A 22751-nucleotide genomic window follows, 5' to 3' on the forward strand; every position below is an offset into this window, starting at 1 on the left:
AATGAAAAAAGGTAATTTTGTGGTAGAAACGGTAGCCACTAATTCACTAATGTTTTTATGGTAATTATATTTTAAAATTCTTTTAAATAATTCTTCACTAAGAAACATAATTATTCGTGCATTCGTGGCGGATTTTTTTTTCATAACAAAAAATATAAACAATGAATGAAGAGATAAGAAACTTAAACCCCAAAGCCCTTTGGAACAAATTTGCCGATTTGAACGCCGTACCTCGCCCTTCAAAAAAAGAGGAACGTGTTATTGCGTTTATGAAAGATTTCGGAAAAAGCCTCGGTTTGGAAACTCTTGAAGATGAAGTGGGCAACGTGATAATCCGCAAACCGGCGACCAAGGGAATGGAAGACCGCAAAACCGTGGTCCTGCAAAGCCACTTGGATATGGTTCACCAAAAAAACAACGATACCGATTTCAATTTTGACACTCAGGGAATCGAGATGTATGTGGATGGTGATTGGGTTCGCGCAAAAGGCACAACCCTTGGAGCAGACAACGGTTTGGGCGTTGCAACGATAATGGCGATTTTGGAAAGCAACGAAATTGAACATCCGGCAATTGAGGCTCTTTTTACTATTGATGAAGAAACCGGGATGACCGGAGCAAAAGGTTTAAAAGGTGGGTTGCTGAAAGGCGATATTCTCCTAAATCTCGATACCGAAGAAGATGACGAAATAGGCGTAGGCTGTGCCGGTGGGGTGGATGTAACCGCCACGGGCACTTACAGCCAGACCGAAGCTCCCAAAAACGGAGCCACGTATCACATTAAGGTTAAGGGATTACAAGGCGGCCACAGCGGGATGGACATCATCAAAGGGTTGGGCAACGCCAACAAACTGATGAACCGTTTGCTATTTGCCACAAAAGAATTTATGCAATTGGCAAAACTTGAAGGAGGAAGTCTGCGAAATGCCATTCCGCGGGAGAGCGTGGCTACAGTAGTGGTTTCATCGGAAGAAAAATTTCTTTTGGCTTTTGATGAAATTCGTTCCGAAATAAATTCAGAATACAAATCGTTGGAGCCCAATCTTTCCATCATAGCCGAATTGAACGAGGAAAATTTTGCAAAGGTAATGACCGATGAAGCGCAGCGAAACTTCTTCAATGCCATGAACGCCGCACATAATGGCGTGTACCGAATGAGTCCGGATATTGAGGATTTGGTGGAAACCTCAAACAATATAGCAAAAGTTATGGTTGCTGATGGAAACATTAAAATAGAATGTTTAACACGCAGCTCTGTGGAATCTTCAAAAGATGTTTTGGCAAACGCTCTGACTTCAACTTTTGAACTTGCTGGGTATAAAGTAAAACTTGCTGGCGATTACCCCGGGTGGGCACCCAATATGGACAGCCCGATTTTAAAGGTCTTGGACAGCCTATATCAAAAAATGAATGGTGAAAAGGCGAATGTAGCCGCCTGCCACGCTGGATTGGAGTGCGGAATATTAGGCCAGAATTATCCGGAGATGGATATGATTTCATTTGGGCCAACAATTAAAGGGGCACACTCTCCCGATGAGCGCGCGAGTATTTCTTCAGCTCAAAAGTACTGGGAGTTTGTACTTGAAATCTTGAAAAATATTCCGAAGAAATAGTATAAACGCATTTTATTGAATAAAAAAAAGGAACCGAATTTCGGTTCCTTTTTTTTGTTTAAAACCTGACGGCTCTTATTCCATTATTTCAACAATTTGAAGCTCGAAAATTAATTCAGAGTCGGGAGGAATTACGCCTGGAATTCCTCTTTTTCCGTAAGCCAAATGGGCAGGGATAAAAATGGTCACTTTGTCACCAACTTTCATATTCAAAAGACCTTCGCGGAAGCCTGGAATCAACTTCGCCTCTGTGCTATAATCCGTGGGCACTGGTACGTACTGTTGTGCAGCTTTGCGCATTTCGTCAACCATTTCAAATTTTTCGGCGTTCTCAAGAATGTTTGAGTCAAACATATGTCCGTCGGCAAGATATCCTGCATAGTTCATCAATATTTTATCTCCTTCCTTTGGCTGTGGCCCTTCACCTTTTTCGTTGAAATAAATTTTAAGCCCTGAAGGAAGCGAGTCTGCTTTAGCTCTTATAGCATTAAGTTCTTCAGCTTGTTTTTCAGCTACTTTATTGATGCGCTCTTCTTTTTCTTTTTTCTCTTTTTCAAGCTTTGCCATTTCTTCAGTGAAATAAGGAACTTTTACATTGCCCTTATTGAGAATGTTCACTGTTTCTATAATTACCGGCTCCTTTGGTTTATCACCGGGCTTTTCTGTTTCCATGTTTCCAATGGAATCAACTACTTCCTGACCGATTACTATTTCACCAAAAATTGTGTGACGTCCATTAAGCCAAGGTGTTTCTTTTAAAGTAACGAAAAACTGGCTTCCGTTAGTGTCTGGTCCTGAGTTTGCCATTGCCAAAAGGCCTTTTTTGGAAAACTGAATAGAATCAGTAGGCTCATCTGGAAATGCATAACCAGGATTGCCCGTACCGTCGCCTTTGGGGTCGCCACCCTGTATCATAAAATCCTTAATAACTCGGTGAAAGGTAAGACCGTCGTAAAAACGCTTTCCTTTGTAAAGTGAGTCGACCATTCCATTGGTACCTTCTGCCAAAGCCACAAAGTTAGAAACGGTAAGGGGTGCTGTTTCATTTTTAAGTTTGGCGACAAAAGTTCCTTTGTTTGTAATAAATTCAGCATAAACTCCATCTTTTAGCTCTGGATATTTTTCCTGACAGGAAGCAAATGCAAGGGTTAGAAATAAAAATAAAAATGTTAGTTTTTTCATCTTTTAAAAATTAATTTTAGTTTGATTGTTCAATTGAATGTAGGGTAATTGTGCTCTGCACTGGAATATTGGTGCCGAGTTTTTCTTCGATTCCATAATAGCCGAAAGCCTTATAGGAAGGAAAAAGAAAGGTTACCGTCTCGCCTTCCTTCATGAGTTTTATGCCTTCACGAACCCCAGAAATTAAATCTTGGTTGCTTTGGTCAACTTTGTATTGTTGCAGGCCGTTTTCTTTTTCTGAAAGAATAAGGTTGCCGTTAAGGTCTTTAATATCATAAGTGAATTTTACAATATCACCCATATCTGGCATTTCGGTACTTGTGGTATCGCGTCTATTGTAGTAGTACCAAAAACCATTCTCGGAAGAAATATAGTTATTGGTGGAGTCTTTGGCCATTAGTTTTTCAATAAAACTTTTCTCCTCGTCGTAGATTTTTTTATTGCGCTCAGCAGATTCTTTAATGAAAGTACCCGAGTGGCTTTGCTCTGGTCGTCTGGCCTCAGGACTTTTACAGCCAATAAGAAATGCAAAAAAGAGTATACTATAAAACAGCTTATAAAGCATCTGTAAGTTTATTTTTATAACGGGGCAAGATACTAATAAATTCAGATATTGTTTTGTTAAGGTCCTGTGAACTTTTTCCGCCCGCAGCATTAATATGACCACCGCCGTTGTAATGGTTGCGGGCAAAATCATTCACAGAGAAATCTCCCTTGCTTCTAAAGGAAATCTTTACAAGGTTTTCCTGCTTGTTTTCAATAAAAATTACAGCGAAAACAACTCCTTTTACGGAAAGTGCATAGTTTACGAAACCTTCTGTATCGCCTTTTTTAAAGTTGTGGTCATCCAGTTCATTTTGAGTGAGGGTAATATAGGCTGTGTGCATTTCTGGTAAAATCACCAGATTATTTAAAGCCACGCCCAAAAGTTTCATCCGTTCGGGGCTGTTAGTGTCATAAACATTTTGGTTTATAATAGCACTTTCTGCTCCTGCTTCAATCAATCTTGCAGCTACCCTGTGCGTGGTTGGGCTGGTGGAGGAGAAGCGGAAGGAACCAGTATCGGTCATAATTCCCGTGTACAGATTTACGGCAATTTCTTTTGAAAGCTTTTCTGTTTGGCCCAATGCATCCATAAAATGATAAACCATTTCGGAAGTGGAACTCATTTTAACATCACTATAAGTTGCAACAGCATAATCAGCAGGCTGTTGATGATGGTCTATCATCACAAATTTTGCTGTTGCGTTTTCCAAAACAGCTTGTAATTCGCCACCCACTCTGTCTAAACTATTAAAGTCCAAAGTGAAAATTAAATCGGCATTGTCAAATATTTCGCTAGTTTTCTGAACTTCTTTCTCATAAATAATGATTTCATCACAACCTGGCAGCCATTTTAAAAAATCGGGGAAGTCGTTTGGCATAATTACCGTGGTAGTGTGCCCCAAGATTTTCAGAAAAAAAGAAAGTCCCAAACACGAGCCCACCGCGTCGCCATCTGGGTTTTTGTGTCCCACAATTACAACTTTTTGCGGGGAAGCCAAGAGTTTTTGAACTGCTTCAGTAGTGTCTTTATTCATAGTTGGCGAAGATACAATAAATACAATTTATGAGTGAAATGCTTCGGGCAAGATATTTCTATCGAAACCTTAAGAAATCATTAAACATTCAGTAAATAGTTGCTTTTCATTTTCAAATAGTTATTTTTGCCGAAATTTTAAAAACACAATGAGAACAGACAGAACATTTACAATGTTAAAGCCAGATGCGGTTGAAAAAGGACACATAGGCGCCATACTTGAAAAAATCAATGCTTCCGGTTTTAGAATCGTAGCGATGAAACTTACCCACATGACTACACAAGATGCGCAAGCATTTTACGCAGTGCACAGTGAGCGTCCATTTTATGGCGAATTGGTAGAATATATGACTCGCGGACCAATCGTTGCGGCAATTCTTGAAAAGGAAAACGCTGTTGAGGATTTCCGTACCTTGATTGGTGCTACCAACCCAGCCGATGCTGCCGAGGGTACCATCCGTAAATTATATGCAGCTTCTATTGGTGAAAACGCAGTTCACGGAAGTGATAGCGATGAAAACGCAGCTATTGAAGGTGCTTTCCATTTTGCGGGTCGCGAAATGTTCTAAGCATTTACAACATATTTTAACTGAAAACGCCTTCCAGTTTGGAAGGCGTTTTTTTTATGAATTTATTAGCGAAGAATCAATTTCTTAATCACTTTCTTCCCCATTTCTTCATTCAAAAGTTTAATGATTTTTTCCTTTCCGTAACTCAATTCTTCCCGCAAAACCGAAGACGATAGTTGCACATAAAGTGTATCGTGATCCAATTTTATATCAGTAGTGTATTTTGAAATGGCAGTGCCCATAACCGAATTCCACGCTTCCTTGGCGTTCACTTTGTCCAAACCTTTCTCCAATCGATTAGCACCGATAAACTCTTTTAAAGCATCGCCAATTGATATATTTTCTGCGTGTCTTTTTGCCATTTCAGTTGTCGGTTACTAATTGTTGGTTGATGGTTTTTCAAATTCAAACTTTTTGAATTTTGAATAGGTGTAAATTTTATTGTCCCGGTTAATAACAGTTAATGTGCTGTCTTTTGCCAAAACAACGGTTTCTTTCCATTCGTTAAAAGGGGTTTTGTAATACATCCGCAGACTGTCTTCCTCAATTTTTAAAGTGAAATTTTCTGAAACTCCATTGGTTCGAAATGTACCGTCAAACCTAGGCGAAACCTTTGTGCGTGCGCCACTGTCGCCTTTCACTTCAATATGATCAATAACCGTATTTATATTAAACTCCCTCTTTTCGCCATCGGGCATTTTTACGGTCTTTATTTCCCAATAACCGCTGAGGTTTTGTTTTTGCGCCTCGGGATCGGGCTTTTCGCAGGAAGCTATAGATAAGATAACTATTAAGAATGCAAGTTTATAATTCATTTTGTTAGATTCTTTGCGACCTCTGCGCCTTTGCGGTGGAAAGTTTACCGCAGAGGCGCAGAGCACACAGAGTTTTTTTTAAGACAATTAATATTTAATACGTAACACTTAACTCCTAAAGCGGAAACATTTTATATGTCTGATGCACCTTCTTAATCACTTCTTCCGTCCGGTCAGCGTGGGTATCGCTAATGAAAAGTTGCCCAAAATTTTCATTGTCAACCAGCGTAATCAAATGCTCCACGCGGGTTTCGTCCAATTTGTCAAAAATATCATCCAACAGCAAAATTGGGTTTGTTTTTGAATGGTTTTTTATGAAATCGAACTGCGCCAATTTTAAAGCGATAAGATACGATTTTTGTTGCCCTTGCGAGCCAAATTTCTTTATTGGGTGCCCATCAATCTCAAAAACGAGATCGTCTTTGTGTATCCCGAAGTTGGTGTATTGCGTTATTTTGTCTTTTGTAATATTTTTTTGAAGTAGCGTCAACAAATCATTTTCCTGCAATTGGCTTTCGTAAATTAAGTTGATACTTTCCTCACCACTGCTGATGGATTTGTATCTTTTTAAAAATATGGGCAAAAATTCTTCCAAAAAAGCAGTGCGTTTCCCAAAAATAGAAGTTCCGTAATTGTGAAGCTGTTCGTTGTAAATATCAATCGTGTCCTGACTGAACGTATTGTTTGCCGCAAAATATTTCAAAAGCGAATTGCGCTGCGCCAAAACTTTGTTGTATTTTATTAAGGTATTCAAATAATCCGAATCGCGTTGGGAAATCACGCCGTCAACAAACTTTCGGCGCGTGTCGCTTCCTTCAATTATCAAATCCCTGTCAGCCGGTGAAATGATGACCAACGGCAGAAATCCTATGTGCTCACTGAATTTATCGTAGGTTTTTCCGTTTCGTTTTATAATTTTTTTTTGCCCTTTTTTTGCACTTACCACAATTTTTTCGGGTGCTTCCTTTCTTTCGTAAAACCCTTCCACCACAAAAAAATCCTCGCCGTGTTTTATGTTTTGGGTAGTTATGGGGTTAAAATAACTTTTTCCGAAGGAAAGATGGTAGATTGCATCCAGCACATTGGTCTTTCCCACGCCGTTATTTCCCACAAAACAATTTATTTTTGGATCAAATTCGAAGTTTTCAGCTTCAAAATTTTTATAGTTGAGTAAAGAGAGTTTTTGTAAAATCATAAAAATGAGCGGGTTGTGCTTCTGGATTATTTAGCGAATGGAAGAATAACCGTTCTGCAAATTATTAAAAAATAAGAAATATTTATCCTTTCAAATTCCATTAAAAATTTTATTTTTGCGCCATTCCCGCGAAGGCGGGAATCTTAATAAATAGAAGTAACACTATGGCAACGTACAAGAAACGCGGAGGCAAACCAACTACAAAAGCTGAAAAAGAAACGCAGCTTGAAGAAAACAGCACAACGGCAGAAGTATTTAACACGCTTGACGAAGGCGCATCAAAAACGGAAGCTTGGGTTGAAAAGAACCAAAAAGGAATTTTGGGCTTTATCATTGTTGTGGCAGTTTTGGTTTTGGGATATTTTGCTTACGACCAATATATTAAAACTCCAAAGGAAGCTGAGGCGATGAACGAGATGTTCCAAGCGCAGAGCTACTGGGAACAAGCATTGACGGCGCCTGCAAAGGATTCGTTATACAATCTTTCCCTTCAAGGTGGAGAGGGCAAGTATGGTTTCTTGGAAATCATCGAAAATTACAGTGGAACAAACGCTGCCAATCTTGCACATTACTACGCAGGGATGGCATATTTGAATACCAACAAATACCAGCAAGCCATCGAACATTTGGATAAATTCAGCAGCGATGATGATATTTTGGCACCATTGGCAAAGGGCGCTATTGGCGATGCTTTCGTACAATTGGGTCAAAATGAGGATGCCTTGAAATATTATGAGGAAGCTGCCAAAATGCGTACGAACGACTTTACAACCCCACGTTTTCTTTTGAAAGCAGGTATCGCAGCAATGGCTTTGAACCAAAATGATAAAGCCCTGGCTCATTTCAAAAAAATAGCAGACGAGTATCCAAAATCAACCGAAGCTACTAAGGCTGAAATCTACACCGGCCGCGCGGAAGCAATGAACAAATAAATGGCTACAGCAAATACAAATTTATCGGCTTACGATAAAACAACAATCCCAAACGCGAAGGACTTTCGGTTTGGGATTGTTGTTTCAGAATGGAACCACGATATTACCGAAGGCATGTTCCAAGGTGCATTTGATGCACTAAAAGATTGTGGTGCTATCAATGAAAATATTGTCCGTTGGAATGTTCCCGGCAGTTTTGAACTTATCTATGGCTGCAAGCGAATGGCCGAGAGTTATGATATGCTAGATGCCGTAATTGCCATTGGAAGCGTGATACAAGGCGAAACAAAACACTTCGATTATGTATGCGAGGCCGTAGCCCAGGGCATAAAGGACTTAAACGTTCGTGGCAATATTCCCGTAATTTTCTGCGTGCTTACCGATAACACCATGCAACAGGCTATCGACCGAAGCGGTGGCAAACACGGCAACAAAGGCACTGAAGCCGCAATTGCTGCAATTAAAATGGCGCAGCTTCGGAAGGAATCTAAATTTTAGTTTCAAACCACCACTCACTGTCAATTGTCACTGAGCACCCCCTACTATCTATTGGTACGGTAATTGTTCAAAAAACAATTAAATTCTGAATTCATAATTCTGAATTCCTAATTGAATTAAGTAACTTTGAAGCACGACAATTATGGGACTAATAGGCAAGAGAAAAAATAAAAAGTACAGCTACAAACCGCGTCATTATGAATTTGACGGAGAGGGCAGCCCGTTTACCATGGGGCATAAGTTTGATGAATTTCGGACTACGGTTGGCGATAACAAAGGCTTAAAGGGAAAATTTAAAACCGCGTGGGCCGATTTGCGGCAATCTTCCGACAGAAACGCAAACCGAAGGCTGATTGTAATCATTGCCATTCTCGTCCTACTTTTCCTATTTATTATTGAATTCGATTTATCTATTTTCTACGCATAAATTTTAATGGCAGACATTATTCAGTTATTACCGGACCACGTTGCAAACCAGATTGCAGCCGGCGAAGTTGTGCAACGCCCCGCCTCGGTAGTGAAGGAATTGTTGGAAAACGCCATTGACGCAAAGGCAACTTCAATCACCCTGGTAATTAAAGATGCGGGAAAAACCCTCGTCCAAGTTACCGACAACGGCATCGGGATGAGCGTTACCGACGCCCGGCTCAGTTTTGAGCGCCACGCCACTTCAAAAATCAAATCGGCCGAAGATCTTTTTAATCTTCATACAAAAGGTTTCCGGGGTGAGGCTTTGGCATCTATCGCCGCAATTGCGCACGTTGAGCTTAAAACCAAAACTGAAAATTCCGAAATAGGAACGCATCTCACCATTGAAGGCAGCAAAGTAATTTCGCAGGACCCGGCGGTGGTTCCAAAGGGCACGACCATTTCAGTAAAAAATCTTTTCTACAACATTCCCGCCCGAAGAAATTTTCTAAAAAGCAATCCTGTGGAAACCCGTCATATAATTGATGAATTCCATCGCGTGGCCTTGGCGCATCCAAACGTCGCGTTTCAAATGCTTCACAACGGGAGCGATGTTTTCAATCTTCCATCGACAAATTCGCGGCAACGTATCGTAAATATCTTTGGAAGCAAAACCAATGAAAAACTGGTTCCCGTTCACGAAGAAACCGAAATCCTAAAAATTGAAGGTTTTGTTTTAAAACCGGAATTCGGAAAAAAGAGTAGGGGCGAGCAGTTCTTTTTTGTAAACGACCGCTTTATAAAAAGTCCGTATCTGCACCACGCGGTTTCATCGGCCTTTGAAGGTTTGATGAAAAATGACGTGCATCCGGGCTACTTTCTTTTTTTGGAAGTTGATCCGCATTCCATTGACATCAACATACATCCCACAAAAACCGAGATAAAGTTTGACGATGAGCATTCCATCTATGCCATGCTCCGCGCCACGGTAAAGCACAGTTTGGGGCAGTTCAATATTGCGCCCGTGCTCGATTTTGAAAGGGATAAGGGTTTTGATACGCCTTACGAATACAGTAAAAAATCACCCACCGCGCCTTCCATTGAAGTAGATCGCGACTTTAATCCCTTTAAGGAAAAGCCAAAGCAGGGCAATATCAATTTTCCTTTTAAAAGAGAGCAATCTGCCTCGTGGGAATCATTATATGTAGGTTTAAATGATGAAAATGCTGCCGTTTCCAATTTGGGAGATATTGAGTTTGAAAGCGAGGAAGTAACCGGAAGCCTTTTTGAAAATACCGAAACCGAAACAGGACAAACAACTTTTCAGCTTCAAAATAAATACATCGTTAGCCCGCTGAAAAACGGAATGATGGTTATCCATCAAAACCTTGCTCACCAACGGATTCTTTACGAAGAGCTGTTAAAAAATATTACTGTAAAGGAAGCGGTTAGCCAGCAATTGTTGTTTCCGCTGCAACTGCATTTTTCAAAGCCCGATTTGGAAATTATTGAAAAAGTACGCGAGCAATTGGAGCACACGGGCTTTATTTTTTCAGAAATAAAAGAGGAAACGATTGAGATTAGCGGTATTCCCGTGATGATTTTGGAAAGCCATGTTGTAAATTTGCTCAGCCAGTTGGTGCACGATATAAAGGAAGAAGTGCCCGAAAGTGGTTTTAGCCAGAACGATATGCTTGCAAAATCTATGGCCGCGAGTATGGCCATAAAAACAGGGGTTTCGCTGAACAGGGAAGAACGGGAGCATTTAATCAATCAATTATTTGCGTGCAAAGAACCTTCCGTTTCGCCAAATAACAAGCTGGTTTTTACAACGATGGACGTAAGTGACCTCGATAAAAAATTTATGTAAATGGGAAGAATAACCGATACCGTAAAATTTCTGTTAATACTGAATGTGATCTTTTATATAGGATCATTTATTATTGGTGACTTATCGATTAAGTTGTTTGCGCTTTACTATTTTGAAAACCCCAATTTTCAATATTGGCAGCCTATCACGCATATGTTTATGCACGACCCGTCGTCTATATTCCACATACTTTTTAATATGTATGCGCTCTGGGCTTTTGGTTCGCCGTTGGAAATGCGCTGGGGACAAAAAAAGTTTCTTTTCTTCTACTTTTCAGCGGGTTTGGGCGCAGCCATTATCCATACTTTGGTAAATTATTTCCAGATTCACAGTGTTATGGACGCGCTAATTGCTGGCGGCTGGAGTGAAGCTGAAGTAATGAGTTATTTATCAGGCGGCAACGGCGGTAGCAGGGCGGTTTTGGACACCGTTTCCATGGAAAATATTCGGGCCATGGCTCAATCTTATAACGGCGTGGCTTTGGGAGCTTCCGGGGCGGTTTATGGAATTTTGGTTGCCTTCGGAATTATGTTCCCGAATATTGAACTGATGTTAATCTTTCTCCCAATTCCAATTAAGGCGAAATATTTTATCCCCGGAATAATCTTATTGGATTTAATTTTTGGCATTACCGGAACCGCCACGGGTATTGCGCATTGGGCCCACATTGGTGGCGCGCTCTTCGGTTTTATAATGGCTTGGTACTGGAAAAAGAATAGTTTTGATAACCATCGTTGGAATTAACTATGGCAGCTACCAGTCTTTCATATAAGTATAAAACCGCCAATATTTTGGTAAAGCTCATTGTCATCAATGTAGCGGCATTTTTGGTGGTAAGGTTGGGGTCCTTCTTTTTGAGTGTGAGTCCGCAATACTTCTCTCGATGGTTTGTTTTAGGCGATGATTTCGACACTCTTTTGTTTCGGCCGTGGACGCTTATTACCTATGGGTTTTTGCATTTCGGTTTTTTCCATATTCTCTTTAATATGCTTTGGCTGTACTGGTTTGGGCAGTTTGTGCTCAACCTTTTTACAGGAAAACGACTGTTGACCATCTATCTGTTGGGGGCTGCATTTGGCGGGCTGTTATTTATTTTGTCCTATAACTTTTTTCCGGTTTTTGAAATGCAACGCGGGTTTTTAATTGGCGCCTCGGGAGCAGTTATGGCCCTGATGGTTTTTATCGCCACCTACACCCCGAATACCGAAGTCCGAATCTTTACCTTCACTATAAAACTGTGGCACATTGCGCTTTTCCTTTTTCTTTTTGATTTGGTACGCATACCTTCATCGGGAAATGCCGGCGGATTGATGGCCCACGTGGGTGGTGCAATTTTCGGTTATATCTATGCAGTTCAACTCGCTAAGGGGAACGACATTGGCAAGTGGTTCGAGAATTTTATGGATTGGATTGCCAACCTTTTCAAGCCACGAACAAAAAAGCCTTTTAAAAAAGTACACCGCACAACACAACCCGCTTCGCAACGTTCTAAACCAAGAGCTGAAAAATCTGAAAACCAAAAAAAGGTGGACAGTATTTTGGACAAAATAGGCAAAAGTGGCTACGAAAGTCTTACAAAGGAAGAAAAGGACTTTCTGTTCAAGGCCGGAAAAGACGACTAACCCATGCGGAAATCTCTCAACAAATTCATTTACTGGGGCAATCTGCTCGCGGCATTTTTATTGTTGATTTCCTTCGTTCTGCCGTATTTGCCACCCAAAAGTTTCCCGACATTGTCCTTGCTGAGTTTGGTGGTCTCATTGCTAATAATTGTGAATATAATCTTCGCTATCTATTGGGCCGTGCAGTTTAGGCGCAGATTCTTAGTGTCGTTCACCGTACTTTTGATTTCCTATTTTTACTTCAACGTATTTTACGAAGTTTCCTCGGAAGGCGACGCTTCCCAATATAAAAATACCCTCAGTGTTTTATCTTACAATGTGCGGCTTTTTAATGCCTACGAAAAAAATCCAGACACCGATGCACCTCAAATAATTGCTGAAATGCTTTTTGAGGAAAATCCCGACGTGGTCTGCGTGCAGGAATACTACAATCCCAATACCATCGACTTTTCCGGCTATCCCTATCAATACATTCACTTTAAATCTGAAAAGGCAAAACTGGGCCACGCCATCTTTTCAAAATATCCGTTGGTAAATACCGGGGCCTTCGATTTTGAGGATACCTATAACAATACGCTTTACGCCGATGTGGTAAAGGGCACCGATACCCTTCGTATTTACAGCTTACATTTGCAGTCGCTCGGCATTATTCCGCGGGTAAGTTTTTTACAGGAAAGCGATAACGAAAAACTCCGCAAACGGGTGTCGCGAGCCTTTGAAATGCAACAGCAACAGGTAGCGGCCATCTTGGAACACAAAGCGAAAACCAAGCATCCGGTGATCCTTTCCGGCGATTTCAACAATACGCCTTTTTCGTACAGTTATCGAAAATTGAAAGATGGGATGCAGGACGCCTTCCGCGAGCGGGGCAATGGGTTGGGGACCACCTTCAAATTTGAGGGTTTCCCGATGCGGATCGATTATATCTTTGCTTCAAATGGGCTCGATATACTGTCATTCGATACTATGAAGAAAACTTTTTCCGACCATTATGCCGTGCGGGCCACCGTGGGCTGGTAATTTCGATTTTTGATTTACGATTTTCGATTTACTAATATCGAATCACAACCACGATAGCTATTGGTACCTAATCGCGTTTCTTTCCAAATAATTTAAAGTATTCGCCCCTTCATTGAAAAGTAAGTCCAAAACCGAAAGATTGGGCAGAAATGGGTGGTTTGCCTGATGCACCTGCGTGTATTCTTCGGCTTTAAAATCTGTTTTTCTTTTTGCATCTACCAAAATGCGCAAATCGGTTAAATCAGGATTTTTTTCGAAGGAAATAGTTTTTGAAATTTCAACATCAATCCCAATCAGTTCACACAGCAGGTTGAATATTTTTAGATTGTGTTCCATCAAGTTGCCGACGGTTTCGGTGAACAATGGCTCCAAATCATCTTCGTAATATTCAAAAAAAGGAGAGGTTCGATAGGCGCTCTGCAAACTCTTCCAGTGCTGTTCCTGCCACGGAAAATCATTTTCAACCACTACATCCTTCGTTTTTCTGCGTTTCCCCGTGTGTTTTATGGGAATGTTCAGCAAAAGCCGACCGTTGCTGTGCGCAATGTAGGCACGGTTGCGGTAGGTTTGCTTTTGGTAGTTGTCCTCCACCTCAAAAACCACTTTATCGGCCTGCGCCACCGCAGCCATCTGCTCAATGGACGGAAAATAGGAGGGATGGAGGAGGATTGTTTTCATCATTTCAAAAATAGGAAAGAAGTGTGAAATACAAAATACGAAATACGAGATACGAAATTAAAGTCGATGAGTTTAGAAGTCGATGAGTTTAGCATTACTTACGTTTTTCTAAACTCATAAACTCATCGACTCTTTTCAGAACCTGAAACTTGAAACCTGCAACCCTTTTCCCTACCTTTGTATAAACCTTTAAAATATGCTCATAATTGGCATCGCCGGCGGCACCGGCAGCGGAAAAACAACAGTGGTGGACCAAATAGTCGCAGAGCTTCCCGCAGATGAAGTATGCGTTATTTCACAAGATTCCTATTATCACGACACCAGTCATCTTTCGTTTGAGGAACGTACAAAAATAAACTTTGACCATCCCAAAGCTATCGATTTCGATTTGTTGGTAGGGCATTTAAAGGAGCTTCGCGAAGGGAATTCCTTTGAGCAGCCCGTCTATTCCTTTGTGGAGCACAATAGAACTGGAGAAACAATCACTACCTTTCCAAAAAAAGTTATTATTGTTGAGGGAATTTTAATCTTGGCGCATCCCGACATTCGCGAAATGTTTGATATAAAAATTTTCGTGCACGCAGATAGTGACGAACGCTTGATACGAAGGTTGAAACGCGACATAGCCACCCGCGGCCGCGATTTGGAGGAAGTGCTGAACCGTTACCAAACCACGCTAAAACCGATGCACCAGCAATTTATAGAACCGACCAAGGAATTTGCGGATATTATCATTCCAACAAATAAATACAATACAGTAGCGGTAAACGTTATAAGAAGCATTATCCACCAAAAAATAAGTTATACCGAATCGTGAATTTAAAGGAGTTTAAAAATAAAAAGTGGGTACGGTTTATAAGCAATAAATATGTGCTTATCCTTATCCTTTTTATTGTTTGGATGATTTTTTTCGACGCCAATTCATACCTTATTCATCACGAATTGGATAGTGATATCAATGCTTTGGAAGACAACGCTGAATTCTACCAACAGGAAATAGACCGCGATAAAAGCTTCATCCAGAAAATGGAGGACAGCAATGAGATGGAGAAATTTGCCCGCGAAAAGTATTATTTGAAAAAGGAAAACGAAGATATTTATATAATTGAGCACGAAGACAGTATCAAAAAAGAAGAAAAGCGATGAGTGATTTTTTGTTCGAGGATTTTGATGAAGTTTCCGCAAAACAATGGAAACAAAAAATTCAGTACGATTTAAAGGGCGCCGACTATAACGAAACCTTGGTCTGGCAAAGTCCCGAAGGGGTTCACGTGAAACCGTTTTACCATCAAGACGATTTCGAGGAAGAATTCCAACCCATTCCCGGGCAGCCGAAGTCGTGGAGAATAGCCCAAAAAATCTTTATCGATAATGAAAAAATAGCGAATAACATCGCCTTGGATGCCGCGGAAAGAGGGGCGGAGGCAATTATTTTTAGTGCCGCGGAAGAATTTGACCCAAAAACCGTGTTTAAAGATTTTCCTTTTGAAACGGTTTCAATCTACTTCAACCTAACATTCCTTTCCGAAGCATTTTATAATAAGCTCATCAAATTCTTTTCAGACCTACCTGCCAATTCGGAGAGAAAAGCAATAGTTTATTACAATATAGATTTAATAGGAAATCTCGCCCGCACGGGCAACTGGTTTCATAATTTGAAAAAGGACCACGAAATTCTGGACAGTATTTTTGAAAAGAACCTTTCGCAAAACCTGCTTTCCGTTGATGCAACTTTATATCAAAATGCAGGGGCAAATTCAGTACAACAGTTGGCGTATGCGTTGGCGCATGCCAATGAATATTTAAACCACATCGCGACTGAAACGAAGCAACCTTTAAGTTTAACCTTCAAGCTCGCCATAGGCCCAAACTACTTCTTCGAAATAGCAAAAATCCGGGCTCTGCGTAAACTTTACGCAGCCCTGGCAAAGGAATACGGAACATCCGAAACCTGCCACATTATATCCACCCCTTCAAAACGAAACAAAACCCTTTACGATTACAATGTAAACCTACTCCGCAGCACCACCGAATGTATGAGCGCAATTTTGGGCGGGGGCGATACTGTTTGCAATTTGCCGTATGATGCGCTCTACCACAAGAGCAACGAGTTTGGCGAGCGCATTGCCCGCAACCAACTGCTTATCTTAAAGCACGAAAGTTATTTCGACACGGTCAGCAATCCTGTAGACGGAACCTATTATATTGAAAGCCTCACAGATGAATTGGCCGAAAAAGCGCTTCAATTGTTTAAGGAAATAGAAAAGGGCGGCGGTTTTCTACAGCAGTTAAAGGATGGAACCATTCAAAAGAAAATAAAGGAAAGCGCCGAAAAGGAACAACAACTTTTTGACAGTGGCGAACTGAAATTATTGGGCACAAACTATCACCCCAACAAAAACGACCGAATGAAAGGCGATTTGGAACTTTTCCCTTTCGTAAAACACAACCCCACCAAAACCTTAATCGCCCCGATTGTAGAAAAAAGATTATCAGAAAACACGGAACAGGAACGCTTAAAAACTGAATCATGAGTATAGAAGCACTAAAAGTTATCGTAGGTATTATTTTCGCCATTTTGGGTCTTGCAATTCTTATCCGGCTCAAAAAACTTAGCAAATCAAAATACTACCGCTATCTGTTTTTGGTAACGGCAATCCTTTTGATTGGCTTCGGAATTTATTTGGCAACAAACAGTTTATAGCATTATGTTTAAAAAATCGGCTTTCTTCCTACTTGCCGCCATATTGGCAACCACACTTTTTTCCTGTCTGGAAGTTGGCAAACAGGTAGTGGATTGGATGGAATTAAAGGAAGGCAATCCAGAGCTGGAACTAAAAGGCGAATATCATTTTTTGGAAGAAGATGGCGCACGGGTTTTTCTGCCGCTTAGCTTTGAACGCTACTCGATGGCAGAATACCAGCAGACCTTAAAGGAGAAACTTTCCGAAGAGGAAGCCAATGCACAGATTGTGAACATCAACCAAAAAGCAAGTCTGGACGGAGAGCTGTATATATATTTTGATAAGGAATCGGGTTCCACCTGTTTGGTTTTTGGAATTCCCTATATGGAAATTTCAAAAAAAGATGCCCAATTGTTTTTGGGAATGATGCGTACCCAAACTGAAAATCTATTGGACGCCAGCTCTTCCTACGAAAAAATTACCGCTAAATATGTGGGCTACCCAAAGAACTGTATCTTTAAAAGCGTCTATAAAATTTCTTCCGAAGCGAAGAACTTTGAGTATTACAACGCTCTGTACTTTATTACCCGTAACGGGAAGACAATAGCCTATCAGCTTATTACGCCAGTAGGGGTTTATTTTGACCCTTTTATTGAAAAATTGGAAATATAATGGCCAGAAAAAATATACAACATATCGATTTGAAGACAGAAGCTGGAAGCCGGGAACCGGAAGCAAATAATAACTTGCAACCTGAAACCAGTAACCTGAAACCCGAAACTTTTACCACAGCCGAAGAAATAGAAATAAAAAAGCAATACACAGCTGAAGACATTGCCAATCTTAAACACCTAAACTTCGTAGCTGGAATCGCGCCACACCTGCGCGGGCCATATTCAACCATGTACGTCCGCCGCCCGTGGACCATCCGCCAATACGCCGGTTTTTCAACGGCGGAGGATAGCAACGCTTTTTACAGAAGAAACTTAGCAGCTGGCCAAAAAGGACTTTCGGTAGCTTTCGATCTTGCCACCCATCGAGGTTACGATAGCGACCATCCCCGCGTGGAGGGCGATGTGGGCAAAGCAGGCGTAGCAATTGACAGCGTGGAGGATATGAAAATCCTCTTCGACCAAATTCCGTTGGACAAGATGAGCGTCTCCATGACGATGAACGGCGCCGTGCTTCCCATTATGGCGTTCTACATTGTGGCTGCGGAAGAGCAGGGCGTTTTGCCAAAAGATTTGGCAGGAACTATCCAAAATGATATTCTAAAGGAATTCATGGTGCGCAATACCTACATCTATCCGCCCACGCCTTCCATGAAAATCATCAGCGATATTTTTGAATTCACTTCGAAAAATATGCCTAAGTTCAACAGCATTTCAATCTCTGGTTACCATATGCAGGAAGCGGGCGCCACGGCTGATATTGAACTTGCATACACTCTTGCAGACGGTCTGGAATACATCCGCACCGGAATAAAAGCGGGAATGGATATTGACACTTTTGCACCAAGACTTTCCTTTTTCTGGGCAATCGGGATGAACCATTTTATGGAAATCGCAAAAATGCGCGCTGCCCGTATGCTATGGGCAAAGATTGTAAAACAGTTCAATCCAAAGGACGAAAAATCACTCGCCCTGCGCACCCACTGCCAAACCAGCGGTTGGAGCCTTACCGAGCAGGACCCATTCAACAATGTAGCCCGAACCGCCATTGAAGCCGCCGCAGCGGTTTTCGGCGGCACGCAATCGTTGCACACAAACGCTTTGGATGAGGCCATTGCATTACCAACCGATTTCTCTGCCCGTATCGCCAGAAACACCCAGATTTTCCTGCAAACCGAAACCCAGATCACCAAAACGGTTGACCCTTGGGCGGGCAGTTATTATGTGGAAAACCTTACCGACGAAATTGCCAACAAAGCCTGGGCGCTAATAGAGGAAGTAGAAGAACTCGGTGGCATGACCAAAGCCATAGAGGCCGGCATCCCCAAACTGCGCATAGAGGAAGCCTCTGCCCGTAAGCAGGCGCGTATTGATAGCGGACAGGACATAATAGTAGGCGTAAACAAATTCCGTCTTGAAAAGGAAGACCCGTTGCAAATCCTCGATGTGGACAACCAAAAAGTCCGCACCTCGCAGATTGAACGCCTAAACCGCATAAAAGCCACCCGCGACACCAAAAAGGTAGAAAATGCCCTGGCAGATATTACCGAATGTGCAAAGACAGGTGAAGGAAATTTATTAGCTTTAGCCGTAGAAGCCGCCCGCCACAGGGCAACGCTTGGCGAAATCTCCACCGCAATGGAAAAGGAATTCGGCAGGTATAAGGCACAGATACGCTCCTTTAGCGGTGTATATAGCAAAGAGATGAAAAAGGACCCAAGTTTTGATAAGGCAAGGCAAATGGCAGACAAGTTCGCCGAACTTGAAGGCCGCCGCCCCCGTATTATGATTGCCAAAATGGGGCAGGACGGTCACGACCGCGGCGCCAAGGTAGTAGCCACAGGCTATGCCGATGTAGGTTTTGACGTGGACATAGGCCCACTCTTCCAAACCCCTGCCGAAGCCGCCAAACAGGCGGTGGAAAACGATGTGCACATTCTCGGCGTTTCCTCCCTTGCCGCTGGGCACAAAACCTTAGTGCCACAGGTGATTGAAGCCCTAAAAAAGTATGGCCGTGAAGATATTATGGTTATCGTGGGCGGCGTAATACCCGCGCAGGACTACCAATACCTTTTTGATGCCGGCGCGGTTGCTGTTTATGGCCCAGGAACTCGTATTAGCGATGCTGCTATTGAAATGTTGGGGGTTTTGATTGAGGGGGTGGAGTGATAAAAATATTGTGATTAAAATACAATCTTATAAGGAAGGAATATGTTGGTGGTGTGGTAAACTAGCCGACTCACAGGAACATCGACATAAAAAATCTGATATTAAACATATTTTTGGAAATAAGTTTGAAGGTAATCCAATAATAATTGGAGATAATTACCAAAAGGAAATACAGGGGCCTAATTCTAAGCTATTAAAATTTGATAACGTTCTATGTCAAGTTTGCAACAATAAAAGAAGCCAACCTTTTGACAAAGCTTATGTGCTTTTTGTTAATTACGTTCTAAAAAATTATGAGAGTATATTAGATAAAGGTATTATTGACTTAAATAATATTGTAAAAACAAATGTTATAAATTTTAAACATAATATATTCAGATACTTTACAAAATTTATTTGCTGCAGATTAGCTTCTAATAATATTTCTATTGATAAGAAACTCCTCGGATTCTTAAATAACGAGGAACCACTAAATTTTTTGTATTTTAAATTTGAATTAAGACCTGATATTTATTCTTTTCTTAATAGAGATGGAGTTGATGAATATGAAGGAAATATTTATTTGTCGCCTTTAAGATATTTCCTATCTGAGGACCAAATTAATATCAATCTTGTGTATCAATTTTACAATTTACAATGGTTTCGAATTTACACTTTTTATAGTGAAACAATGACAAATGAAAACTATGCGGGTTTTCAAAAATACAATGACTCACACCTTATTCCCATTGAATCTAAGTATTCAATCCATCCTGATAAGTTATTTGATCAAATTTATGATAGTGGCTTAAAAGAGAAAGAAGATGGTGAATGGTTAGACGAATACTTGGATTATAATATATTTATAAAATCCTAAATTAAGACTAGCCCCGCTAACGCGAACGTCCCGCTCGTGCCTCAATCTCTTTAAATGAACAAACCCTTCCTCATAAAACATCAAGACCATCTAAAGCTCTATGTTTTGGTAAAGGATACAATTAAGTTTGAAGATTTAATGAACCGTAAACAGATACCTTTCTATTCAGACATCAACGAACAGCCCAATACAGCAGAAGGAATAAGGTATTTTATATTAGACACAGACCGCAAAAGAGTAGATAAATTACTTGTTGAAAACGATATAATCGCAAGCACTGAAACTATTTCAAATCATGATTTCCGCGATATAAAGAAGCTTTATAAAGTGTATGTTTGGGTTGCAATAAGCATCATTTTATTAATTTTCATTGGTTTTATTATAGAGGCTTTGTTTAATAAATAAAACTCCCCCTAGCGCGCTTTTGTAAAGCGTGCTCATTTAAAAATCATACCCATCCCCACAAACCCACCACATTCACAAACTCACCTATTCCCAAACTCACCTATTCCCAAACTCACCTATTCCCAAACTCCCCCAAAAATACGTGCAAACTCGTATTTCCATAAAAGTCCGATTTCATACTTTTAGTTTAATATTAATCTAAAACCATAGAAATCATGGCTAAACAAAATGAAACCGGCCATGTAATAAACGTGGACAACTTTTACGAACTCATGCAGTTTCCCATCTCCTACGGCGCACAGTACGACCCGCCCATGGCTGCATTACAAATTCCACAGCTAAATGTAAAGTACACCGCATCGCAAAACATTATGCAGTCGCTGTTAGATGAACTTACCGTGTACAACAACTTCGTAAACGCCCGACAGCAGGTATTTGCAGACCGCAGGCCGCTCGCCACCCGCATCATCAACATTCTGGCAACCTCCGGCGCCTCTAAGGAAATCGTGGAAGATGCAAAAACCATTAACCGCAAGATACAAGGGCAGCGCGCCACGCCAAAAACTCCCCTAGAACCAGATACTTCCGCGCCCAGAGACATTAGCGCCAGCCAGATGTCCTTCGCGCAGACCATCTCGCACTGGGCAGAGCTCATCTCGCTCTTAGAAAGTGAGCCACTCTACGCACCAACCGATGTTGCTTTGCAAACCGATACCCTATCCGAAATGCACGAGGCAATGGTAAGCGCAAACGAGGCCGTGGCAGCGGCACACCCCTCCGTGGCAGAAAAGATGAACGAGCGGGACGAAATTATGTACGCCCCAGACACAGGCTTGGTAGCCGTTGCGGCCCTGGTAAAGCAATACATAAAAGGATTATTCGGCGCCCGAAGCCCACAGTTTAAGGATGTAAACCGAATTAAATTCCGCACCTTTAAAAGAAGGTAAGCCCACGGCATAACTCCCCAGTTATTTCGTATTATAATACTCCCCAATTTTTGAACTCCCAATTTTTTCCTTCCAAAGCAACCCTTCTATCACGGAAGGTTTTACTTTTTCCATAATACCTTCTCAAAAACCCATAGAATTAGCGTCTGCACGCATAGAGTTGACGTCTGTACGCATAGAATTAGCATCTGCACGCATAGAATTAGCGTCTGCACGCATAGAATTGCCGTCTGCACGCATAGAGTTAGCGTCTGCACACATAGAATTGGCGTCTGCACGCATAGAGTTGGCGTCTGCACGCATAGAGTTTGCGTCTGCACGCATAGAATTGGCGTCTGCACGCATAGGGTGAATAATTTTTTTTTTGAAATAAAGACTTTTCGGCTCACAGCTCACCGCTTACCGCTTACAGCTCACGGCTCACGGCTCACAGCTCACAGCTCACAGCTCACAGCTTAAAGCATATAGCCCAAACCCAGAAGAATTTTTTCTATATTTGAATGATAACCTCCATCAACAATCAACAATCAACAATCAACAATCAACCATTACCAAAGGCAGATTTTGAAAAGGAATATCCCACAAACAAACACAGCTACTACAAGCACATTCACGGCATTATTCAGCACGATGCCTATCACTTGGGGCAGATAGTGCTTTTGGCAAAAATGGTATAACCCAAAACCCATCGATGCTCCAAACCCTAGTACATTACACGCTGCACCTATTAGTCCCGGGACTCATAGCATATATTTTTTTCAGAAAGGAGTGGAAAAAGGCTTGGCTCATTATGCTCGCCACAATGCTGGTCGATTTGGACCATCTTTTCGCCACCCCAATCTTCGATCCCGGTCGTTGCAGCATAAAATTCCACCCACTGCACACCTATTGGGCAATGGCGGTGTATGTGGTATTGTTATTTTTTAAAAAGACAAGAATTATAGCCGTTGGTCTATTATTCCATATGCTAACGGACTTTATAGATTGCCAATGGTAGTCCAAAAAAAGCCCCCCTTTGAAGTGGTTTTCAGATACTAG

27 protein-coding genes are annotated in these 22751 nt (G+C 41.4%); 20 read left to right on the forward strand and 7 right to left on the reverse strand.

Annotated features, from left to right (window positions below; genetic code table 11):
• Window positions 1–161: 161 nt before the first annotated feature.
• Window positions 162–1613, forward strand: a complete 1452-nt coding sequence (locus tag LS48_RS05525; RefSeq protein ID WP_062620823.1) for an aminoacyl-histidine dipeptidase — start codon at window positions 162–164, stop codon at window positions 1611–1613.
• A gap of 75 nt (window positions 1614–1688) precedes the next feature.
• Here the strand turns inward: LS48_RS05525 and LS48_RS05530 are convergent, their stop codons facing one another.
• Genes LS48_RS05530 through LS48_RS05540 form a run of 3 tightly spaced genes read right to left on the reverse strand, consistent with a single transcriptional unit; the run spans window position 1689 to window position 4375 of the window.
• Window positions 1689–2795, reverse strand: coding sequence for a peptidylprolyl isomerase (locus tag LS48_RS05530; RefSeq protein ID WP_062620826.1), 1107 nt, complete (start codon window positions 2793–2795; stop codon window positions 1689–1691).
• A gap of 16 nt (window positions 2796–2811) precedes the next feature.
• Window positions 2812–3360, reverse strand: a complete 549-nt coding sequence (gldI, locus tag LS48_RS05535) for a gliding motility-associated peptidyl-prolyl isomerase GldI (protein WP_062620827.1) — start codon at window positions 3358–3360, stop codon at window positions 2812–2814.
• Window positions 3350–4375 carry a DHH family phosphoesterase gene (locus LS48_RS05540; RefSeq protein ID WP_062620829.1) on the reverse strand — a complete coding sequence of 342 codons (1026 nt, stop codon included), beginning with the start codon at window positions 4373–4375 and terminating at the stop codon, window positions 3350–3352. The genes gldI and LS48_RS05540 overlap by 11 nt, the downstream gene beginning before the upstream one ends.
• A 148-nt stretch (window positions 4376–4523) precedes the next feature.
• On the opposite strand from LS48_RS05540, the gene LS48_RS05545 reads away from it, so the two are divergent.
• Window positions 4524–4943 carry a nucleoside-diphosphate kinase gene (locus LS48_RS05545; RefSeq protein WP_062620831.1) on the forward strand — a complete coding sequence of 140 codons (420 nt, stop codon included), beginning with the start codon at window positions 4524–4526 and terminating at the stop codon, window positions 4941–4943.
• A 65-nt stretch (window positions 4944–5008) separates the two neighbouring features.
• Here LS48_RS05545 and LS48_RS05550 read toward each other — a convergent pair whose 3' ends face one another.
• The 3 genes from LS48_RS05550 to recF form a co-directional block, all read right to left on the reverse strand.
• The gene (locus tag LS48_RS05550; RefSeq protein WP_062620834.1) at window positions 5009–5305 is read right to left on the reverse strand and encodes a DciA family protein; all 297 of its coding nucleotides are present in this window, start codon (window positions 5303–5305) and stop codon (window positions 5009–5011) included.
• 15 nt (window positions 5306–5320) lie between these two features.
• Window positions 5321–5758 carry a lipocalin-like domain-containing protein gene (locus LS48_RS05555; RefSeq protein WP_062620836.1) on the reverse strand — a complete coding sequence of 146 codons (438 nt, stop codon included), beginning with the start codon at window positions 5756–5758 and terminating at the stop codon, window positions 5321–5323.
• 115 nt (window positions 5759–5873) lie between these two features.
• A complete protein-coding gene (recF, locus tag LS48_RS05560; protein WP_062620838.1) occupies window positions 5874–6953 on the reverse strand; it encodes a DNA replication/repair protein RecF in 1080 nt (359 codons plus the stop codon).
• Window positions 6954–7117: 164 nt separating this feature from the next.
• Here recF and LS48_RS05565 point away from each other — a divergent pair, with 164 nt between their 5' ends.
• The 7 genes from LS48_RS05565 (at window position 7118) to LS48_RS05595 (ending at window position 13303) form a co-directional block, all read left to right on the forward strand.
• Entirely contained in the window at window positions 7118–7885 is a 768-nt protein-coding gene (locus LS48_RS05565; protein WP_062620840.1) for a tetratricopeptide repeat protein, read from the forward strand.
• On the forward strand, window positions 7886–8383 hold the full coding sequence (gene ribH / locus LS48_RS05570; protein ID WP_062620842.1) for a 6,7-dimethyl-8-ribityllumazine synthase: 498 nt from the start codon (window positions 7886–7888) through the stop codon (window positions 8381–8383).
• A gap of 142 nt (window positions 8384–8525) precedes the next feature.
• Window positions 8526–8810 carry a hypothetical protein gene (locus LS48_RS05575; protein ID WP_062620845.1) on the forward strand — a complete coding sequence of 95 codons (285 nt, stop codon included), beginning with the start codon at window positions 8526–8528 and terminating at the stop codon, window positions 8808–8810.
• Between the two features lie 6 nt (window positions 8811–8816).
• Window positions 8817–10661 carry a DNA mismatch repair endonuclease MutL gene (gene mutL, locus LS48_RS05580; RefSeq protein WP_062620848.1) on the forward strand — a complete coding sequence of 615 codons (1845 nt, stop codon included), beginning with the start codon at window positions 8817–8819 and terminating at the stop codon, window positions 10659–10661.
• Complete coding sequence (locus LS48_RS05585; protein ID WP_062620851.1) at window positions 10662–11405, forward strand: rhomboid family intramembrane serine protease; 744 nt, start codon at window positions 10662–10664, stop codon at window positions 11403–11405.
• A gap of 2 nt (window positions 11406–11407) precedes the next feature.
• Window positions 11408–12283, forward strand: coding sequence for a rhomboid family protein (locus tag LS48_RS05590; RefSeq protein WP_062620854.1), 876 nt, complete (start codon window positions 11408–11410; stop codon window positions 12281–12283).
• Between the two features lie 3 nt (window positions 12284–12286).
• Window positions 12287–13303, forward strand: a complete 1017-nt coding sequence (locus LS48_RS05595) for an endonuclease/exonuclease/phosphatase family protein (RefSeq protein WP_062620857.1) — start codon at window positions 12287–12289, stop codon at window positions 13301–13303.
• 57 nt (window positions 13304–13360) lie between these two features.
• Here the strand turns inward: LS48_RS05595 and LS48_RS05600 are convergent, their stop codons facing one another.
• The gene (locus LS48_RS05600; RefSeq protein ID WP_317038833.1) at window positions 13361–13984 is read right to left on the reverse strand and encodes a WbqC family protein; all 624 of its coding nucleotides are present in this window, start codon (window positions 13982–13984) and stop codon (window positions 13361–13363) included.
• Window positions 13985–14177: 193 nt separating this feature from the next.
• On the opposite strand from LS48_RS05600, the gene udk reads away from it, so the two are divergent.
• From udk to LS48_RS05650, 11 genes are all read left to right on the forward strand, one after another.
• The gene (gene udk, locus LS48_RS05605; RefSeq protein WP_062620861.1) at window positions 14178–14798 is read left to right on the forward strand and encodes a uridine kinase; all 621 of its coding nucleotides are present in this window, start codon (window positions 14178–14180) and stop codon (window positions 14796–14798) included.
• On the forward strand, window positions 14795–15127 hold the full coding sequence (locus LS48_RS05610; protein ID WP_062620864.1) for an FtsB family cell division protein: 333 nt from the start codon (window positions 14795–14797) through the stop codon (window positions 15125–15127). Before udk ends, LS48_RS05610 begins: the two co-directional genes overlap by 4 nt.
• Entirely contained in the window at window positions 15124–16515 is a 1392-nt protein-coding gene (locus LS48_RS05615) for a methylmalonyl-CoA mutase subunit beta (protein WP_062620867.1), read from the forward strand. The genes LS48_RS05610 and LS48_RS05615 overlap by 4 nt, the downstream gene beginning before the upstream one ends.
• Entirely contained in the window at window positions 16512–16685 is a 174-nt protein-coding gene (locus LS48_RS15295) for a hypothetical protein (protein ID WP_157881717.1), read from the forward strand. The genes LS48_RS05615 and LS48_RS15295 overlap by 4 nt, the downstream gene beginning before the upstream one ends.
• Window positions 16686–16689: 4 nt before the next feature.
• Entirely contained in the window at window positions 16690–17337 is a 648-nt protein-coding gene (locus LS48_RS05620; RefSeq protein WP_062620869.1) for a hypothetical protein, read from the forward strand.
• Window positions 17337–19505 (forward strand): methylmalonyl-CoA mutase, encoded by a 2169-nt coding sequence (gene scpA / locus LS48_RS05625; RefSeq protein ID WP_062620872.1) that lies wholly within the window; start codon window positions 17337–17339, stop codon window positions 19503–19505. The genes LS48_RS05620 and scpA overlap by 1 nt, the downstream gene beginning before the upstream one ends.
• A gap of 10 nt (window positions 19506–19515) precedes the next feature.
• The gene (locus tag LS48_RS05630; protein ID WP_131807698.1) at window positions 19516–20361 is read left to right on the forward strand and encodes a hypothetical protein; all 846 of its coding nucleotides are present in this window, start codon (window positions 19516–19518) and stop codon (window positions 20359–20361) included.
• Between the two features lie 54 nt (window positions 20362–20415).
• Complete coding sequence (locus tag LS48_RS05635; protein WP_062620876.1) at window positions 20416–20766, forward strand: hypothetical protein; 351 nt, start codon at window positions 20416–20418, stop codon at window positions 20764–20766.
• A gap of 215 nt (window positions 20767–20981) precedes the next feature.
• Window positions 20982–21713 carry a hypothetical protein gene (locus LS48_RS05640; RefSeq protein ID WP_062620881.1) on the forward strand — a complete coding sequence of 244 codons (732 nt, stop codon included), beginning with the start codon at window positions 20982–20984 and terminating at the stop codon, window positions 21711–21713.
• Window positions 21714–22213: 500 nt separating this feature from the next.
• A complete protein-coding gene (locus LS48_RS15560) occupies window positions 22214–22390 on the forward strand; it encodes a DUF1572 domain-containing protein (protein ID WP_235811010.1) in 177 nt (58 codons plus the stop codon).
• Between the two features lie 14 nt (window positions 22391–22404).
• A complete protein-coding gene (locus LS48_RS05650) occupies window positions 22405–22710 on the forward strand; it encodes a DUF6122 family protein (RefSeq protein ID WP_062620885.1) in 306 nt (101 codons plus the stop codon).
• Window positions 22711–22751: the final 41 nt, after the last annotated feature.

This window comes from Aequorivita aquimaris (assembly GCF_001573155.1).
In the GTDB taxonomy this organism is placed as follows: Bacteria; Bacteroidota; Bacteroidia; order Flavobacteriales; family Flavobacteriaceae; genus Aequorivita; species Aequorivita aquimaris.